Origin of the sequence: Enterobacter cloacae complex sp. P6RS, assembly GCF_014982245.1 — a bacterium.
Taxonomy (GTDB): domain Bacteria; phylum Pseudomonadota; class Gammaproteobacteria; order Enterobacterales; family Enterobacteriaceae; genus Enterobacter; species Enterobacter bugandensis.
The window spans coordinates 211,888-229,049 of record NZ_JADCLB010000018.1 but is presented as its reverse complement, the minus strand read 5'-3'; the positions used below and the strand labels follow the sequence as shown (position 1 = coordinate 229,049).

General features: G+C 53.2%; 15 protein-coding genes and 1 tRNA gene. 3 read left to right on the top strand and 13 right to left on the bottom strand.

The window, feature by feature from the left end:
* The first annotated feature begins 102 nt into the window (after positions 1-102).
* Entirely contained in the window at positions 103-1,383 is a 1,281-nt protein-coding gene (gene fadL / locus INF73_RS12465; RefSeq protein WP_041908871.1) for a long-chain fatty acid transporter FadL, read from the top strand.
* 44 nt (positions 1,384-1,427) lie between these two features.
* Here the strand turns inward: fadL and mlaA are convergent, their stop codons facing one another.
* Entirely contained in the window at positions 1,428-2,180 is a 753-nt protein-coding gene (mlaA, locus tag INF73_RS12460) for a phospholipid-binding lipoprotein MlaA (protein ID WP_041908870.1), read from the bottom strand.
* 315 nt (positions 2,181-2,495) lie between these two features.
* On the opposite strand from mlaA, the gene INF73_RS12455 reads away from it, so the two are divergent.
* Entirely contained in the window at positions 2,496-3,425 is a 930-nt protein-coding gene (locus INF73_RS12455; RefSeq protein WP_041908869.1) for a formate/nitrite transporter family protein, read from the top strand.
* A gap of 75 nt (positions 3,426-3,500) precedes the next feature.
* A tRNA-Arg gene (locus tag INF73_RS12450) sits at positions 3,501-3,572 on the top strand.
* Positions 3,573-3,623: 51 nt separating this feature from the next.
* On the opposite strand, the gene INF73_RS12445 is transcribed toward INF73_RS12450, so the two are convergent.
* From INF73_RS12445 to INF73_RS12390, 12 genes are all read right to left on the bottom strand, one after another.
* Positions 3,624-4,952 (bottom strand): VasL domain-containing protein, encoded by a 1,329-nt coding sequence (locus INF73_RS12445; protein WP_193541797.1) that lies wholly within the window; start codon positions 4,950-4,952, stop codon positions 3,624-3,626.
* Between the two features lie 60 nt (positions 4,953-5,012).
* A complete protein-coding gene (locus INF73_RS12440) occupies positions 5,013-5,483 on the bottom strand; it encodes a hypothetical protein (protein WP_193541799.1) in 471 nt (156 codons plus the stop codon).
* A gap of 14 nt (positions 5,484-5,497) precedes the next feature.
* Positions 5,498-5,950 carry a type VI secretion system baseplate subunit TssE gene (tssE, locus tag INF73_RS12435; RefSeq protein WP_047364134.1) on the bottom strand — a complete coding sequence of 151 codons (453 nt, stop codon included), beginning with the start codon at positions 5,948-5,950 and terminating at the stop codon, positions 5,498-5,500.
* On the bottom strand, positions 5,943-6,479 hold the full coding sequence (tssJ, locus tag INF73_RS12430) for a type VI secretion system lipoprotein TssJ (protein ID WP_193541849.1): 537 nt from the start codon (positions 6,477-6,479) through the stop codon (positions 5,943-5,945). Before tssJ ends, tssE begins: the two co-directional genes overlap by 8 nt.
* Positions 6,460-7,563, bottom strand: coding sequence for a type VI secretion system baseplate subunit TssG (tssG, locus tag INF73_RS12425; RefSeq protein ID WP_193541800.1), 1,104 nt, complete (start codon positions 7,561-7,563; stop codon positions 6,460-6,462). The genes tssJ and tssG overlap by 20 nt, the downstream gene beginning before the upstream one ends.
* The gene (gene tssF, locus INF73_RS12420; protein ID WP_193541802.1) at positions 7,518-9,281 is read right to left on the bottom strand and encodes a type VI secretion system baseplate subunit TssF; all 1,764 of its coding nucleotides are present in this window, start codon (positions 9,279-9,281) and stop codon (positions 7,518-7,520) included. Before tssF ends, tssG begins: the two co-directional genes overlap by 46 nt.
* Before the next feature lie 15 nt (positions 9,282-9,296).
* Positions 9,297-10,040: a hypothetical protein gene (locus INF73_RS12415; protein ID WP_193541805.1), complete on the bottom strand. Its 744-nt coding sequence runs from the start codon at positions 10,038-10,040 to the stop codon at positions 9,297-9,299.
* 50 nt (positions 10,041-10,090) lie between these two features.
* Positions 10,091-11,686: a type VI secretion system protein TssA gene (tssA, locus tag INF73_RS12410; protein WP_193541812.1), complete on the bottom strand. Its 1,596-nt coding sequence runs from the start codon at positions 11,684-11,686 to the stop codon at positions 10,091-10,093.
* Positions 11,686-14,892: an ImcF-related family protein gene (locus INF73_RS12405; RefSeq protein ID WP_227413040.1), complete on the bottom strand. Its 3,207-nt coding sequence runs from the start codon at positions 14,890-14,892 to the stop codon at positions 11,686-11,688. Before INF73_RS12405 ends, tssA begins: the two co-directional genes overlap by 1 nt.
* Positions 14,893-15,129: 237 nt before the next feature.
* Complete coding sequence (locus INF73_RS12400; RefSeq protein WP_193541816.1) at positions 15,130-16,311, bottom strand: hypothetical protein; 1,182 nt, start codon at positions 16,309-16,311, stop codon at positions 15,130-15,132.
* 2 nt (positions 16,312-16,313) lie between these two features.
* Positions 16,314-16,571 (bottom strand): PAAR domain-containing protein, encoded by a 258-nt coding sequence (locus INF73_RS12395; RefSeq protein WP_193541818.1) that lies wholly within the window; start codon positions 16,569-16,571, stop codon positions 16,314-16,316.
* 204 nt (positions 16,572-16,775) lie between these two features.
* Complete coding sequence (locus INF73_RS12390; RefSeq protein ID WP_193541820.1) at positions 16,776-17,048, bottom strand: hypothetical protein; 273 nt, start codon at positions 17,046-17,048, stop codon at positions 16,776-16,778.
* Positions 17,049-17,162: the final 114 nt, after the last annotated feature.

The following is a 17,162-nucleotide window of genomic DNA, read 5'->3' as shown; positions in this document are numbered from 1 at the left end:
CACTGGTCTGATTTGTCTGTCATACCTCAGACCCTACACTTCGCGCTCCTGTTACGGTATGTAACAATTATTGAATAAAAATAACTCAATGAGGTTATGGTCATGAGCCAGAAAACCCTGTTCAACAAGACTGCGCTGGCAGTCGCAGTGGCAATCGTCTCTACTTCCGCTTGGTCAGCGGGCTTTCAGCTAAACGAATTTTCTTCCTCTGGCCTTGGCCGTGCGTATTCAGGGGAAGGTGCAATCGCTGATGATGCTGGTAACGCAAGCCGTAACCCTGCATTAATCATGATGTTCGATCGCCCGACCTTCTCTGCTGGTGCGGTGTATATCGATCCTGATGTCAACATTTCCGGCACGTCACCTTCTGGTGCGAGCCTGAAAGCAGACAACATTGCGCCAACGGCGTGGGTACCTAACCTGCACTTCGTTGCACCAATCAATGAACAATTTGGCTGGGGCGCATCCGTCACGTCTAACTATGGCCTTGCTACCGAGTTCAATAACAACTACCCGGCAGGCGAATACGGCGGTAAAACAGACCTGACAACGCTAAACCTGAACCTGAGCGGTGCTTATCGTCTGAACGACAGCTGGAGCTTCGGTCTGGGCTTTGATGCCGTCTACGCCGATGCAAAAATTGAGCGTTACGCCGGTGAACAAACGGCTCGCCTGCCGAAAAACAGCAACAAAATTGCCAGCCTGAAGGGCGATGAGTGGGGCTATGGCTGGAACGCCGGTATTCTGTACGAGCTGGACAAAAACAACCGCTGGGGCCTGACCTATCGTTCCGAAGTAAAAATTGACTTCGACGGTGATTACAAGAGCGGCATCCTGACGCCGGTCAACAGCCTGGTCCCTGGTGCGGGTACCACTATCCCGTGGGGGACTTCCGGTCAAACTGTCCCTGGCTCACTGTCACTGCATCTGCCAGAAATGTGGGAAGTCTCCGGTTACAACCGCGTAGCGCCACAGTGGGCTATTCACTATAGCCTGGCCTATACCAGCTGGAGCCAGTTCCAGGAGCTGAAAGCGACCGGCACCAACGGTCAAACGCTGTTCTATAAGGACGAGAGCTTCCACGACGCCTATCGCATTGCGTTGGGTACCACCTATTATATGGATGACAACTGGACATTCCGTACCGGTATCGCATTCGATGACAGCCCGGTACCGGCTGATAAGCGCTCCATCTCCATTCCGGATCAGGACCGCTTCTGGGTGAGTGCTGGTGCAACCTACGCGTTCAACGAGAATGCTTCTGTCGATGCGGGCGTATCTTATATGCATGGCCAGAAAGTGACCTTCAAGGAAGGCCCGTACGAATTTACCTCTGAAGGTAAAGCCTGGCTGTTCGGTACTAACTTCAACTACGCGTTCTAATCGCTCAGGGATCAAAAAAGGTGAGCGTTGCTCACCTTTTTTATTTATTCCGAATCAATATCTTTGAGTTCGTTTTCAATTGCCTTCGCGTTTGGATTATCTTCCGGCTTCAGCTTGCCGCCGTTGGCGATAAAGTCATGATTCTGGAAGTACGCTTCACGCACCATAATGTACGGATCGGACGACTGGCGCAGCAGACCGTCTGAATCGAGCAGTTGCGCACGGGTTTCAATCCCTTCCACCGTCCATTTACCCACCGACAGCGGCCAGGTCAGCCACGACAGAACCGGATACAGCGTATCGACCATATCGCCGCCATCATCACGCACGGTGAAGCTGCCATAGAACGGCAGATGGACGTAAGGACCGTAACCGACACCATAATGCCCCAGCGTACTGCCGAAACGGTGCGGCTGTTCACGCTGCAGTTTCGGGTTTGCCATACCTGCAACATCGATAAAACCACCCATACCCAGCAGGGAGTTCAGGAAGAAGCGCGTAAAGTGCACCATCCCCTGATACGGATCGCCCTGCAGGAAATAGTTGACCATCACCGCAGGCTCTTCGAGGTTGCTGGTAAAATTGCTTAACCCGTTACGCGCGGGCTGTGGAACGTAATCACGCCATGCTACTGCCACCGGGCGAACCACATACGGGTCCAGCACGTTGTAGTTGAAGCTATACATAGAGCGGTTAAATCCTTCGAGAGGATCGGAGCGTCCCGTTTGCTCCCCGGAGCTGGCGCAGCCCACAAGCATCGTCGCGCCCAGCGCAAGCGCCGACAGCCGAAGTTTCATAAATATCTCCCTGTTCAGTATGGCTATCGTTGATTGCCATCCGTAACGGAGCATCTGGCGCTCCGTCTGAAAACGTGCAAGTGATTGTAACAGCACGTTTACCGATGTCTATGAGTACAGTTACGGGCAGTAATCACCGTGACTCTGATCTCAGCATAGCCTGACTTTTGGAATTCGTTTCGCTGGCAATTTTATAATGTCTTTGAACAAGATGTATCACCTTTGTTGTCATTCCCGCCAATTTAAGAGCATCCCCACAGGCATCCCGATAAAAGCCGCTACGCTTAAAAGAAAGATCAACCTCCGGGAGCAGATATGAAAGAAGTGGGTGAAGACAAAATTGGCGAAAGTAATGAGGAACATGAAATTGAAAGCGAGGAGAAAGCGCGCGGGGAGGAGATAGAGATTGATGAGGATCGCCTCCCCTCCCGCGCGATGGCAATTCACGAACATATACGCCAGGACGGCGAAAAGGAGATGGAGCGCGATGCCATGGCCCTCTTCTGGTCAGCTATCGCGGCTGGACTGTCAATGGGCGCCTCGCTGCTTGCTAAAGGAATATTTCATGTGCAGCTGGAGGGCGTGCCCGGCGGATTTTTACTGGAGAACCTCGGCTACACCTTCGGCTTTATTATCGTCATCATGGCACGCCAGCAGCTGTTTACGGAGAACACGGTGACCGCCGTACTGCCGGTGATGCAAAACCCTACCCTCGGCAATTTTGGTTTATTGATGAGGCTCTGGAGCGTGGTTCTGCTGGGAAATATCATCGGCACGGGCATCGCGGCCTGGGCATTTGAATATATGCCGATATTTGATGAACCCACCCGGGACGCGTTTGTGAAAATTGGCATGGATGTGATGAAAAACACGCCGGTCGAAATGTTTTCTAATGCCATCATCTCTGGGTGGATTATCGCCACAATGGTGTGGATGTTCCCTTCTGCCGGTAGCGCTAAAATCGTGGTGATCATACTGATGACCTGGCTGATTGCGCTGGCGGATACCACGCATATCGTGGTCGGTACCGTTGAGATACTCTACCTGGTCTTTAATGGCACGCTTCACTGGAGCGATTTTTTCTGGCCGTTCGCCATTCCGACGCTGGCGGGGAATATCTGCGGCGGAACGTTTATCTTCGCGCTGTTAAGCCATGCCCAAATCCGTAACGACATGTCGAATAAACGCAAAGCCGAGCTTAAGGCGCAGGCAGAAAAGGATAAAGCAGCAAAAAAATCAACCTGAATGGTGACTCTTTGAGCAGTCAGGCGGCCACGCGCTTAACGCAAAGTGTAAATAACGCTATACTCGTGCCGCCTCGTCCCCTTAGTTAAATGGATATAACGAGCCCCTCCTAAGGGCTAGTTGCAGGTTCGATTCCTGCAGGGGACACTTTTATCTTCCTCTGTTTTTAACCCAAATTAGTCTGTTCGCTGTAAAAACTCATTGAGCAGAAGCATCCTGCTTTATTTGAGCATAACGCGTTGCCAGTTGCTTTAGGTGAAGCTCAAGTTGGGTCTTTTCTGCTTCAGGGAGCGCACTTCCTGCAGGGTACTGCGACAGGCGCCTGAGCTGCTCTTCAGCGGGTATCGCATGGTTAAATGACTGTATAGTCGAAAAAACCACGGATTTTAGCTCACTCACGGTTATATATTTTCCTTTTTGCTCATCCAGACGACTCAGCCGATCACTCAGTTGCTGAAGCGTCATCATCCCCTGATACCAGCTGTTCATTGCGTCTACGGGCAACGCCGTCGCGTTAAACTTTTTTTGCCACTGTATTATCAGCGCTTTAGCCTCTTCGGGCCGTAATGTCTGGAGCTGCTTTAACAGCTGTAGGCTGTAGGAAATATTCCAGTCAGGAGACAGTTTATCCAGCCGTGCAAGCTGCTGCTGCGTATCTGAGATAAACGTAGACGGTAACGTTCCTCGCTGCGTTAACGCGTCTTGCTGAACAGGTGTAAGCACTTCAGGTAACGGCGCCAGCGAGGCAATGGCTTGAGTCGTTAAGGGATCGGGTCTGGACAGAAAGCCCCCTCCCCACGCTACGGCGACGCAGGCCACCAGCATAGAACACATCCCGGCGACAAAGGGCTTCCACTGCCCGGCAATCCGGGAGGGCATCACAGGTTCCTCACCGTTCGGCTCATTTTTCTGCTGGACAACATATACCCTTTTCACCGCCTGGATCGGTTCATCCTTTTCCAAAGGCGCTTCCCTGTCGGGCTTCATCTCATGCGAATCTGTTATTCCATGATTTTTTTCCAGTCTTGCCGCATTAGAATGTATCACCGTTCGTAATGTCTCGAACTGGCTAAGGTGTTTAAGCTCAAGGGTCTGGAGCACCGCCCCCAGCCTGGAAAGCAACGCTTCAGCATTATATAGCTCACTCAGATTGCTGTCATCCAAAGTGAGCATACGCATGAGTTGCTGCAGGCGCTGGCTCAGGCTGCTAAGGATTTCCATTCGCACGTGTTGCGAATGCGGCCAGAAAACCTCCCACTGGTGGCTAATCAGAGCCTCCAGGATCGCCAGCCCCTCGTTCAGGCCAGCGACTCCAGACTGCTGCGTACGGGCGAGGGTGTACCAGGCTGCAGTCTGCAACTCAACACCGTTTTGCTCGAATAATGAAAGGCAGCGTTTTTCAACGTATACCCAGTTCACGTCCGGTCGAGCGGGATGGCTTAATTTACTCAGTTCATCGCGAAGGGCGGCATAATCCGGAAGCGTGCGCGGGTCGCCGCCGGTTTTTAACGTTATATCTATAGTCATTCTGGAGGGCCTGCATATTCGTGTCAGTTGATTTCGTCAGTTGATGAAATCATGTTATCGCTATGGCAACAGCGCTAAAATCAGACCGAAAAAAATACCTTCATCAAATAATTGTCCTGACCGGGATGGTGTATCTGGTGGAGTGAAGATCCAGTCACTTCCCCCCCCTACCCGCATAAAGAGCCGCCCTTGAGAAATAACATTTTCTCCGGAACAGAAAGTCACCTCGACACAACCGGCGACGCCCTGTCCATACAGAAAGATCGGCATAAACTTTACCGCCCGACTGTCATAACGAAGAACAATACCGGAAATCTCAAAAGCTCCGCCCTCTACCAACAGATCCGGAACGGATACCGTTAGTGGCTCAACATTCAGTCCCGTATCCGTCAGCCACGCGTCCATTTCATCCTGCAGCTGAGCCATTCGCTGGCGAAACTCTGCAATATCAGCCTGACTCTTGCTGATTGCAGGAACAGGTGCAGGTTGTCGCGCCTGCAACTTCTTCAGGAACTGTAATTTTACGGACATGATGTTATCGGACCTTATAAACGGAGAGTTGTGTCGAGATACTGTTGTTGTCTGAGATGCCTTAACAGGACCCGCCCTTCGGGCATAAATTCAGTCCCGTAGCGCACCAGACCAATCCCTTTAAGTTCAGCGTCAATGGCATAACGCAGTTCGCCGGGGATATTTTGTTCCAGCAGAACAACGGTTATTTTTTTCAAGCGCGGTTCGTATTTGAGCAGGACGGCAGATAATGTGCCCATAAGCTCATGGGCCGTTCCCGGCATACCCTGCAGGATTTTGGTCATATCCGGCAGGCCGTAGTCAGGCAGATGCGCCAGCGTGCCGGCGCGACAGTTGAGAACGCGCTGCATGTTATCGAGTACGGACAAAATGACCTGGTTCTGCTCGCTGACCTGATGCAGGTCGAGACCGCCGGTGAAATTGCCATAAAGTACTTCATACAGAGAAGGACGAGATGATTCACTCATCTTTCAGCGCCTGTAGAGTCAGTCGATTGTTGCCCGCTTCAATCACCCGGGCCTTCTCAGGATCAAGCTCATCGCGGCTCATTACCACACGCCAGGTGTTGTTCTCCTGGTCCGGTGACATAAACATCCCGGCCACTGCCACATACTGCGCATCCTTTTCCATTGGCATATCGACCATGACAGCACCACCCGGTTGCAGCCGTATATCTTTCTCCGCCACCAGGTCTGCCTTGACAGCCTGGCTGTCGTCTTTAAACAATGACGGGTAGTCCGTGCTGTCAAAAGTTTTGCGATCTTTAAGCTGATAAATACGCACAATCGTCGACAGAGCTACACCACCAGCATTGCTGTTCACGGCTTCACGGGCACGTATATCCAGATGCAGGATCTTCACCTGCTTATAAAAAATCGATTTAGTCACGGCGACAGTGCCGTCCGTAACACTCTGAGTAAGTCCACAGCCTGCCAGCATCAGCGTAATGCCTGTAGCCAGCGTAACCAGAGGAAATTTAACAGCGGTAATCGCCATCTTCATCAGTCTCCCTGCGGTGAAAATTTTCCTGTACGCGCTCGTAGCGGCCAAGATTGATGGTTATTGTTTTTGGGTGTGATGCGGTCTTAGCCGCATTCAGCGGTCGCATCACGGCGGTGCGGCCCAGTTGCACTGCACCCGCTTTGGGTTGAGTGCTCATTGTCGCGTCAGGCAGCAGGCTACGATCGACACACAACTGCAGGCGGACTTCCAGGCGAGAGCCAAGATACACGTGCAGGAGCGCCATCAGGTCCGCGTGAAGCTCCCCGCCCGGTAACCAGCCCTGCACTTCTGCCGGGTCAGTGGTGGTCAGACGCATCAGCACCTGGCTGTTCACGTCGGTGGCATAGTTGCCCATCACCGGTCGATTTGTCAGGGTGACGGGCTGGCTGACGCTCATGGTCAGTGGCTTCTTCAGCGGCACACGGCGTTTGTCATGGTGCCAGATTTTCGCCTGCGTGTTGGGTGCCAGCAGGCGCACCAGCGAGGCCATGCCTTCTGCGGTACGCCCCGGCAGTAACATGACCGGCAGCAGTGCCAGAAAGCGCGAAGCCGGGGTCGCGATACTGTCCGTGCAGCCGTTAATCCCGAGCCCGGCCAGTCCCAGCAGGTACTGCGAGGTTTTGTCCTTACCGCCTTCTTCGAAAGTCGCCGGGTATGAATATTTACGCCAGATACGGTAGTACTGAGCAATCAGCCGGTGGTTGAAGATATCGAGGAAGTCCGCGTTAGCTTCGTACCCTTCCCGTCGCTGAGCGATGTCATCGATATAGTGCGTCGGCAGCGGAGACTCCACGCCGTAGAGCCCCATAAAGGTGGTACGGATTGTGGGTGGAAGGTGCGGATGTTCCGGTAGCTCTGCCCCTTTGATTTCAGAGGCCGGGAACCCCATCCCCGAATGGGGACGGAAGCGTACCGGCTCATGTCGCACCTGCCAGGTGCTACCGGTGACCGGTTTATCCGGCTGGCTCTGCTCCAGCAGCTGGCAAAAACGATAAAAGTTCATGTACGGCAGCCGGTCGCCCAGTTGCACTATCAGCCTGGCAGACGCGGACTGTGATTCTCTTTCCACCGGATACATTTTCCTTCTGGCTGAACAATGAGGGTGAGCTGGTTGAACTGGTTCATATCGGCATACAACGCAAAGAACCGGTTGAGCATTTCACCGAACAGGTGAATATCACCCTCACCGGTAAAACCATTGCTGTCGAGGGTGACTTCGATATCCAGCCCCCGCAGCAGATAGCCCTGTTCAAAACGTTGAAGGCGATGATGTTTTACATGCTGAATCGCCTCCAGACGCCGGGTGTTCATTTCATCTTCCTGCCAGTTATACAGGGCAAGCGTGCCGCGCAGCACTTCGGCGGTACTCATCATGTTCAGGAAACCGGATCCCAGGTGACTCAGAACCCGCCAGTGGAAGCGGTCTTCAGAAGGCGGATAGACTGGCAGCGTTGGTTTGCAGAGGTTACGTACTGAAAGTTGCGTACTCACCACCTGCTCACAGCGGTCAAGCAGCGTGCTCTGGAGCGCACGGCGCGGCAGCTGGCCGTTGGTGCCGGTGATTTGCAGCGACACGGCTTCACGTTCAAAGAGGCGGTCATCTTCCCACTGATGCCCCCCAAGGATAAGCCAGGTGTCATACAGCCCGGTCACGCTGCGCTTCACGCGGGTATGGTAATAACGGGGGGGAGCATGACGGCGCATCATCCCGCCCTTGTGCCTGAAGCTGCTAAACGGCACATACTCCGCGTCATTGGTGCGGTTTGAGCCAGTGACTGAATCCACCGAATAAATCTCGGTATGTCCGTCCTGCAGACGTTTTGGACGCAGCAGGTACTCGCTTTCAAGCCCGGTAATGGTCAGCGGGTCAGCCTCCAGCGTAAACAGGTTAATCACCGGCACGCAGTGAAGGCGAACCGCATCATCAGTGACCGGCAGGTCAGATGGCCATGGCGTATTGAACACCACTTCAATATCAAAATACTCGGCCCCCGCTGGCGGCGTGATGCCCTCAAGGCCGTTAAGGTGGACAAACATAAACTTGTCGCGGAAGGTGAAATACTCCAACAGAAGCTGGTAGCCGCTGAACGCGGTATCGCCTTTCGGCCACAGGCAGTCTTCGTCACGAAAGCCGCCCGGTGAGAAATATCCGTCAAGCCGGATACGGTCAGTCTGACCAGGCAGGCGCATATAGAGCGCGGCCTGGCGTTTGGTCAGCATAAGGTGCAGCTGGCTGCTGACCGGTGCATCCGCCCCGAGATAGAGGCTCAGGTCACTGAGGTCCGCATGGGACCAGTCCGCCTGCGTGCTGCAGGCAAAGCGCATTCTCAGTAACGAGCGCCCGTCCGGCTCAGTAGTCATGGTCACCCGAGAGATATTCAGCGGGTTGAGCATCACATCGCGGGTTGTGCGGTAACGGCAGACCGTGTTTTTCGGCCCCACCGGGCGGGAGTACACTTCCAGCCCCGCGGGCATCACCTCTGCCATCTTAACGGTCTGAAGCGCAGGCGTGAACGCGACCACCGAGAGTGACGGAATGGTCCGTAGGTAATGTGGCCAGAGCATACTGACCAGCCCTTCAGTTAGCTCCGGCAGATCGTCGTCAATCTTTTCGCGAAGCCGCCCCATTGAGAAGGCAAATCCTTCGAACAGGCGCTCTACATACGGATCGGGTGTGCCAGCTTTATCCAGGTCGAGCATCGCTGCACGATCGGGATGGGTCTGCGCGAACTCTTTTGCGGCTTCACGCAGGTAGCGCATTTCTGCATCAAAATAGCGCAGGGTTAAATCTTCCATAAAACACCTGTTTGATTAATGTCCGAATGGTGAAGGGCCATTAATGAGCTGAAGCAGACTTAATGATATCGGGAAAAAAACAATATCAGCAGTGAGTGCTAACGGGGTAACGACAATATTGGTCGCCAGATTTACGGGGTGAAAATCGGTTCCAGACTCCAGCGAATAAAACTGAACGCTGTACGTTCTCCCCAAAGATTCAGTCTTATCAAAAGTATAATTAAGGCTCACTTTGGGAATAATCACTCCCGTGATATATACGTCCCTGACATACCGGACACCGTCGCTCCGGAAGCCTGCATGCTGAATAGTCTTTAACTCTTCTGTTGAAAGCATCCTGGAGGATTCATTGACTTCGACAGGAAGAGCATCGCTGAACTGAAGCACGCTGTCGCTGCCTGATGATTTGTTTATCCGAAACTTAAGGGTATTCTCTTCCCGACCTGATATCAGGGGAATTTGAGTTGCAAGTTTATTAAGGGACAGAAGTTCATCAGCCCCCCGGGTCAGAATGTATATATATTTTTCACCTACAAAGGCAACACCTTCAGAGGGAACGTTAACAGTAGTTTTTTTGCTTCCCTGAACAACAGAAACAGCAAGGTTTTTATACCGAAATACACCAGTTACACTGTCCTGAATCTGAATATGTCTCTCTGTTTTTGGCTCGGCGACCTTATTTCCTCCCCACAGCAGTGCTGTACAACCTGAAAGCAAGAACATCACACCTAAACAAGTAAATATTCTAAGACGTTTCATTTTTTAATTTCCCTTTATTCTGATTTCTTTCCTGAAGGTATGACTAATTATCATCCGCAAAGCACGGCGGCACGGGCAGGATCAACTGCGATCAGCTCGGCAAGTAACTGGTCCATTACCGGTGTAAGGCGAGTCTTATCAGCCTCACTGCGACTGGCTTTCAGCCGCAGGAGTTTCAGATGACGGGTCTGTACCTCAAACAATAGCTCAGGCTCCCAGTTCGTAAGGGTGACTTCACCGGCTCGCTCGCCCAGCTCCGCAAACAGATGCACCGCCAGCTCATTTTTGCCGTACTGCTCAGCGATACGCCCCATCAGCAGGCGAAGCAGCCACTGCTGGCGTACGGTGGTGATGCCAGGACGGGCCTGCAACCAGCCCAGTGCCGCATCCGGGCCTTCACTGTCGGCCAGTGCCACCGCTTCCGGCTCCAGCGCCAGAATGTCATCGTTGCCTGGGGACATCTGTGCGGAAGGAGTGTCATTGCCCCACCCGCCTGTCGAATCCAGCACGCTTTGCTGGATCCAATTCAGCGTTACTTCATCCGCAAATGGCGTGCCGTCACTGAAGGCCAGTGTTTCGAGCCCGGACAGACGGGTCAGCAGCCCTTTCAGGTCAGCCGCGATAATACCGGCCAGCGTGTCCTGACCGGATTTCGTCAGCGCCTGATGGATATACCACTGCAAATCCAGCCACAGGTGATTAGCACCGCGAGAAAAGGTGCTATCTGCCGTTTCCAGCATCTCTACCCAGTTCTGCTGCAGGTAGAGGCGTTTAAGTAACGCGCGCTGGTCTGCTCTTGGCGGTTCGATGCGGGTACGGCCCTGCGCATCCGGGGCCGGGATGGCCCGCAGGGTATCGTGACGCAGGCTCTTCATCAGATGGTGTGCTGACAGCCAGCCGTCCGGCTGTTCACGCAGATATTCAGCGAGCACGCGGGCCTGTGCCAGCAAATCCTGTCCGGAGGTGATACGTCCGATGACCGGGGCATCGTAGTGGCTGGCACTCGCAGGGGGTTCGCAGGCACTGGCGTTCTGCGGCACGACCGCATCCACACCACCCGCTTTCTGCAAGCGGCTTTCAAGAGCACCATACAGCGTATTGAGTTCCGGTCGAATTTCATCCGGCTCATTTTCCGTCAGTTGCTCTATCAGCAGCAGTGCCCCGGTGGTACGTATCGCATCGTTCCTGACCACTTCGGGGTACAGGGAAAGAGAATCAGTCATTCGCGATCCCGCCAGCCATTCAAGTGCCGCCTTACGGCTGCGATCACGCTGTGGATGCAGTTGTGTACCAAAGCGCTCCAGCAGGCCGCACAGCAGTTCAAGTCCTTCAGCGAGCCCCTGCTCACCTTCGCGGTGCAGCTTTGCCCAGCAGTAGTAGGTGGCCACACGGATATCTTTGGCGGTCGTGGTCAGAAGCTTCTCTGCAAGCTGGCAAATAAGTTCGGTATCCGCACCTGAGAGTTTATTGACCTCCTCGCGCATCTGCTGAAAGTCATCGTCATAACCCGGGTCGTCACCCTGAGGTGATGGACCGGACAGCGGCTGCAGCCAGTTATCCCAGAGCCTAACCCGCTCACGGGTGGCCGCAAGGAGTGGCTCCTGCTCAGTCTGGCAGGCGCTGAGTAAAACATTGAGCGTGCTCATCAATATACGTCCTCTGTATCATTGCTTGCGCTTTCGGCCTGGTCTGATGCTTCCAGGCCTGTCGTGCTGAAGATGGTCTCTGGCAGGCGGAAATTACGCAGCTTCAGCAGCGCCAGCGGGCCCTCTCCCGCTTCGGTACGCAGGGTGTAATTGAGTGTACGACCGTCCTGAGCCAGCCAGCTCAGGCTGTAGCTGCTACCCACGCCCGGATAAGCACTGACGGCAGCTTTGTCGAGCAGTCGGATCCATCCCCAGGCGCCTGGAATATCCGCATACTGACGGGTGCCTGCCTGGGTGCTTATCCAGCTCAGGTTCGCACCAGGGGCCTCAGTATCCGCAGGCCAGGCGAAGCGCTTCCAGACTGGCATCTGGTTAACGTATATCAGCTTCTGGTTGTCGATAATCATGGTGGTTTGCATCACGCCATCGGCAGTACCCGGACGCAGTTCGAAGTTCATCCCGGCATTGCCTTCGGTGAAGGCGACATCCGAGATATGACTCAGGGTGTTGATGGCATTGAGAAACTCTGGGTTAAAGGCCAGCCCCTGCGAGTTGATGCTGTCCGGCACCCAGTGGTTTCCTTCTTTGTGCAACACGCCTTTGAGGCGGTTTTGCAGGAACTGCGCAATACGCCCGGAATCGACATTAAGGTATTTAGCCAGCAGCGGCAGGGATACATCACTGCTGGAATTGTTAAATGGATAGCGCCCACCGAAGGCACTGTTCCACTCAGCCACTACCGCCTGTTGCCACTGGGCATTGAGGCTAGCGGCCGCCGGAGCCAGCACCTGCTGCCAGGCCTGTTCCATCGGAATCACAAAGACCGAACGACCAAAACCGCTCCACTCCTGCCCCAGACCGGCAGCAATCAGGCTGCCGTAGTCGCGGGTTTCAGTCAGATCCACGGCCTTGCCCTGGAATACGGTCTGAGCAAGGGTCTGGGTCATGGCCTGAGGGTCGGCAGCATTAGTCACCTGCTGCAAGCGCAGCCGAACCTGCGTCACGCGGGTCAGGTACGACTGCAAGCTCAGCGACTGCGCAACGGTGTTGCTTTTATCCATCAGCGCCAGCACCGGACCAAAGGTTGCATCCAGCGGGCCGTGAACGCCGGCACTCTGGTCAATGACATCCGTATTGTCACCGCCCAGCAGATTTTTCGCTGATTTCACCAGTGAATCCGAAATCGCCTCTCCGGTCTGTCCGGTACGCCCCTGCACATTAAGGGTATTCATCAGCGCCACCAGAGGTGACTGGCGCACGTCGGCCATCAGGGTCAGCTGGTCAATGGAATCCGACAGCGTGGTGGCCTGGTTCCAGCGCAGGCTGTTGAGGAATTCCAGCCAGGCGCCGCCAAAATCGGCAAAATAACGCTCCGTCAGGCGATTTTTAAGTGTTTCCGGGGAGATTTCATCCTGCTTACTGACCGGACGTTTGCTGTCCGTCAACACCCAGTCGAGCTCGTCCCGGCGCGCCTTCACCACCTTTTCGATGGCAGGCTGGACGGCCTGCTCCCAGGCCTGGCGGGTAAACATGCCTGGCACGATCTCGGTGGTGCTGAACAGGCGGGCAGCATCAGTATCGCCGGTCATGTCCTCGAGACGCATATCGACATACAGATGTGCCACCTGTGAAAGCATTTTCTGGTACAGGGTCGATTCGCTATTACGCACGCCCATCAGGCGAACCAGCAGGGAACGCGCCTGGCTGACCATGTTTTCATCAGCTCGCAGTTTCCACTCAGGATGTGTGACCAGTTGTGCACCATAAAACGACAGCAGCGACGGAGCCACGCCTAGCCAGATACCGTCTTTCACGCCGTCACGCTTCGGCCAGTCCTGAAGCAGCACCGTGCTAAACCAGGCACCATCCATATGCTCAGGACGCGCCAGCATCAGGTAAAGTTTCAGCTGGTCATAGGTCGCTTTTGCCCTCTGCTCGCGCAGCGGGCTATCCGGAGGCAGCGCGTTAAAGGCACTGACCTGCTTCTGCAGATGGTCTGCAGCCGCATCGCGCAACAGCGGCAACGCGCTGTCCTGATAGTGTGGCCAGAGTGCCGCCAGCAGCGCATTGTTCTGGCTCAGCCCGGCCTTTTCGTACCACGGCACACCATGCTCAGAACGGTACTGCAGACGGGCCAGCGTTTTATGAAGTTCAGACAGCGCGTGCAGACGCTGCTCCAGGGGCTGATTCTGTCGAGCAGCAAGTTCGGCCTGAGCATTCGCACCGTCAATCTGGCTGCGGTTGGTGACATACGCGATGCTCATCCAAATAGCCCAGCTCACCATCGTGAGCGCAGCTGCAGATGCCATTACCTTGCGCCATGGAATACCGGGCTTGCGAGGACGCAGCCCGGCAGGAAGCGTCCGGACTGATTCAGGCAGAACATCCCAGCGCTTATCCATGCCCCAGTGGTGCGGCACGGCGCGTTCTGCACCGGCTGAAGGCTGACTGAACACCACACCGGCCAGCGGCAGCGGGCGGTACGGATTGAGCATCACCGACAGCGGTGCGGTCACGCTCTGTGGCTCACGAATGAGCTGGTCGACAAGCGTCAGCAGGAAGTTATGTTTCACTTCACCGCAGGTCTGCTGCAGGCCCAGTGAGGTCAGATCTGGCGTCAGGGCGGAGAGTTGCTCTGCCAGCCCTTCGGTGCGACAACCGGCAGGCAACAGACAGCCAGTCGCCTGCACGATGCGGCCTTCCGGCTTACCGGCGCGCGGATGCAGGGACCAGACGTACAGAGGAAGTTTCCAGCCAAGCGCATCCATACGGGCGCTGATGGCGTGAGACAGGGAATCCATGGTGCTTTCCGTAGGAACCGGTAGCGGCTGCTCCAGTCCCGGCGCTGAAAGCTGATCAAAGGCTGAGGTGACCCACACCAGACCATCCACCGGACGACGGCGCAGCTTACGCAGTGCGGTCAGCCAGGCGCTGTCGGCTGGGGTGTTGAGGTCTCCGCCCCACAGCAGTAATGTTCCGCGATCTTCCTGCCATAGCTGGGTGGTGAGGCCGGGAGTCAGTTGCTCAACTTCAGCCGCCGTACCGGTTATCAGGAGGATGCGCGTTTTGCATCCCCAGCAACGGCCATAGAGGTTGCGCATAGCAAGGTGGAGAATATTAATCGCTTCACTGCATTTTCCTTGCTCCGCACGCGATATGTGTTCCGTATGATGATCTTTCCCGGTTAATTCGCGAAGCTGTTTCATAAAGCTTAAAGAAATAAACCATTGCCACAATCGGACAAATAAATCATCACAGAGTAAAATGAACAAACATAAGCCCGAGACAGCCAGGGAAGCCGCCATTTTTTTCTCTGGAGAACGAAGAGAAACAAAGGGATTTTCAGTCCATATCAGTCCGCCGCCTATAGCCGCAATGAGCAGTACGACTAGCCAGGTACTGAGGCGTTTTTTCTTTTTCACATCACTATCCTTTGCGTAGCATTATGCAGGGCGGACAATAGCCATTTGGGTTGTACGAGCGCCAACAAGTAACCACTGAGGCAAACCCGAAGTAACGGCATGTTCGCAAGCGCAAATCAGCGTTATATTGCCCAACGCAGCAGCTGGCCTGCCAAAGGCATCATCCAGAACCTGCTCTCCTTTTTTAGCAGTTAAAAATCCCCACTTGTCCATCATCTGAAGAACAACGGCCAGTGCATCGTTTTTCACCTGGGCCCGCCAGAAATACCAGGGTAATCCGGAAGTTACTTTTCCCCAATTTGCAGTATCCGCAACACTATTTTCGACATCTCCCACAACAACTGGGCGGTGTATCCACGCTTGCGGTTTTATATGCAGCCGCTCCATGCACAAAGGAGAAGCCAGCAATAAAGCGGATACCGATTCCGCCTGTCGATCGCGGGCCAGTAGAAATAAATTGATTTCAACGGAAAGGAGCAGCGTATCATCCTGTTTGTCGAGCCACTCATCTACCCACATCAATCCATTGTTTTCGGTACTGATGCTAATGTCGTTAACAGCATGTAACTCAGGAAAAGCTCTTCGCCAGGTAGTGAAAATTTGCTCATCTTTCAACACGCCATCATGATGAAGGCGAACAACGAAGTTACCGGTGAATTTTGCTATCTCTCCGTGTAAATGCTGGCTAACGCGGGTCAGAACCACATCCAGAAAGGACAGATACTCGGCTTCATTACGTACATTCGATGCCGTATGGAGTGAGGCCGAAGTCAGCGTGGACTGAAGAGATGGATAATAGTTTGTCTGAAGTGCATTTGATCCCTTCAAAAGTGCTGCAGCAAGTTTGTTACTGGCAACAGGCGTGGTATAGCTCATCCCAAGCACTCCAACGGCTTGCTGCCCCAATAAAACTTGTTCATCATGCTGCTTTTGGTGTAAATGATTCCACCACATCACGCGATCTCGTTCGTTCTCATAGTGCCTTAATCTGGCAATATAACCGGCCATTCCCACCGAGAAAGGAACGAGAAGCGAACAAAACCAGAACCAGGCGGAATGCGTACTCAACCCTTTTGGCCAAAGAGAAAGCACCAATAAGGCTCCCGCAATCATGATAATAACAATCGCTAGAATCCAGCGAGACTTACTCGGAGGAACGGGTAATGGCTCTGTCTTCGGGATCTGTTTAAGATCAACAGGCATAATTAACGTTTTCCGGCAACAAGTAATGAAGATATTAGCGTACAACCACAGCCGCAGTGATGGCCATGTAATGCAACAGGTTTGCCATTAATTTTTGAACCTTCATCGCCCTCTGCAATATACGTTTGACCATGCATAGGGCAGGTTACTTTATCCATTAGACAAGCAACCTCTAACCCCATAAATTTCACACCGGAACTTCCTTCAATTACAGTGCCACCGTGAGTCGTTTTATCATTAATTCGAATTACACCCTGCATAATTATTCCTTTAAACCAGAAAACATATAGACCCGAATAACACCATCGCGATAAAGATAAGCCAGAGAAATATGGAGCGGTATTTATCCACCAGGCTTTTTTTGAGTTCCCAACCTGAGCTATTGACAATACTAAATACAGGATTCTTTATATATGATGTACTAAATTTATAAGAATACTGTTCTCCAATAGTCCCATCTGTTTTTATCCCCCATAATTTTTCAAAACTAAATTCTTTGCTACCACCCCATTGAACTTTTTTAAACCCATTACTTCAATGCTTAGTTCAATTCCGATATCGATTGATTTTTCTCTGTAACTCACTCTGTTCTTTGCTTCATTAAACATCAGTGTCAATTTGTATTGCTTCTTCAGGCCATCAATGCCGAATAACTCGATCCATTTCGCATCTACAATCTTCCATGAAGCAATTAGCTTACCCCCTTGCTCAATTACAAGAAAACGGAATACCGCCATCCTGATTCGATTCCCTAAGTCGACATTTTAATTCCGAAAGAGGAATAACTCGATCACTATTCATATCACCTCCTGTTATTATCTTTATAAATACCTGATGTGTTTATAAATGAA

What these genes read in the sequence shown, in the direction of transcription:
- fadL (WP_041908871.1), top strand. Translation starts at nt 103, where the DNA reads ATGAGCCAGAAAACCCTGTTCAACAAGACTGCGCTGGCAGTCGCAGTG.
- mlaA (WP_041908870.1), bottom strand. Translation starts at nt 2,180, where the DNA reads ATGAAACTTCGGCTGTCGGCGCTTGCGCTGGGCGCGACGATGCTTGTG.
- INF73_RS12455 (WP_041908869.1), top strand. Translation starts at nt 2,496, where the DNA reads ATGAAAGAAGTGGGTGAAGACAAAATTGGCGAAAGTAATGAGGAACAT.
- INF73_RS12445 (WP_193541797.1), bottom strand. Translation starts at nt 4,952, where the DNA reads ATGACTATAGATATAACGTTAAAAACCGGCGGCGACCCGCGCACGCTT.
- INF73_RS12440 (WP_193541799.1), bottom strand. Translation starts at nt 5,483, where the DNA reads ATGTCCGTAAAATTACAGTTCCTGAAGAAGTTGCAGGCGCGACAACCT.
- tssE (WP_047364134.1), bottom strand. Translation starts at nt 5,950, where the DNA reads ATGAGTGAATCATCTCGTCCTTCTCTGTATGAAGTACTTTATGGCAAT.
- tssJ (WP_193541849.1), bottom strand. Translation starts at nt 6,479, where the DNA reads ATGGCGATTACCGCTGTTAAATTTCCTCTGGTTACGCTGGCTACAGGC.
- tssG (WP_193541800.1), bottom strand. Translation starts at nt 7,563, where the DNA reads ATGTATCCGGTGGAAAGAGAATCACAGTCCGCGTCTGCCAGGCTGATA.
- tssF (WP_193541802.1), bottom strand. Translation starts at nt 9,281, where the DNA reads ATGGAAGATTTAACCCTGCGCTATTTTGATGCAGAAATGCGCTACCTG.
- INF73_RS12415 (WP_193541805.1), bottom strand. Translation starts at nt 10,040, where the DNA reads ATGAAACGTCTTAGAATATTTACTTGTTTAGGTGTGATGTTCTTGCTT.
- tssA (WP_193541812.1), bottom strand. Translation starts at nt 11,686, where the DNA reads ATGAGCACGCTCAATGTTTTACTCAGCGCCTGCCAGACTGAGCAGGAG.
- INF73_RS12405 (WP_227413040.1), bottom strand. Translation starts at nt 14,892, where the DNA reads ATGAAACAGCTTCGCGAATTAACCGGGAAAGATCATCATACGGAACAC.
- INF73_RS12400 (WP_193541816.1), bottom strand. Translation starts at nt 16,311, where the DNA reads ATGCCTGTTGATCTTAAACAGATCCCGAAGACAGAGCCATTACCCGTT.
- INF73_RS12395 (WP_193541818.1), bottom strand. Translation starts at nt 16,571, where the DNA reads ATGCAGGGTGTAATTCGAATTAATGATAAAACGACTCACGGTGGCACT.
- INF73_RS12390 (WP_193541820.1), bottom strand. Translation starts at nt 17,048, where the DNA reads ATGGCGGTATTCCGTTTTCTTGTAATTGAGCAAGGGGGTAAGCTAATT.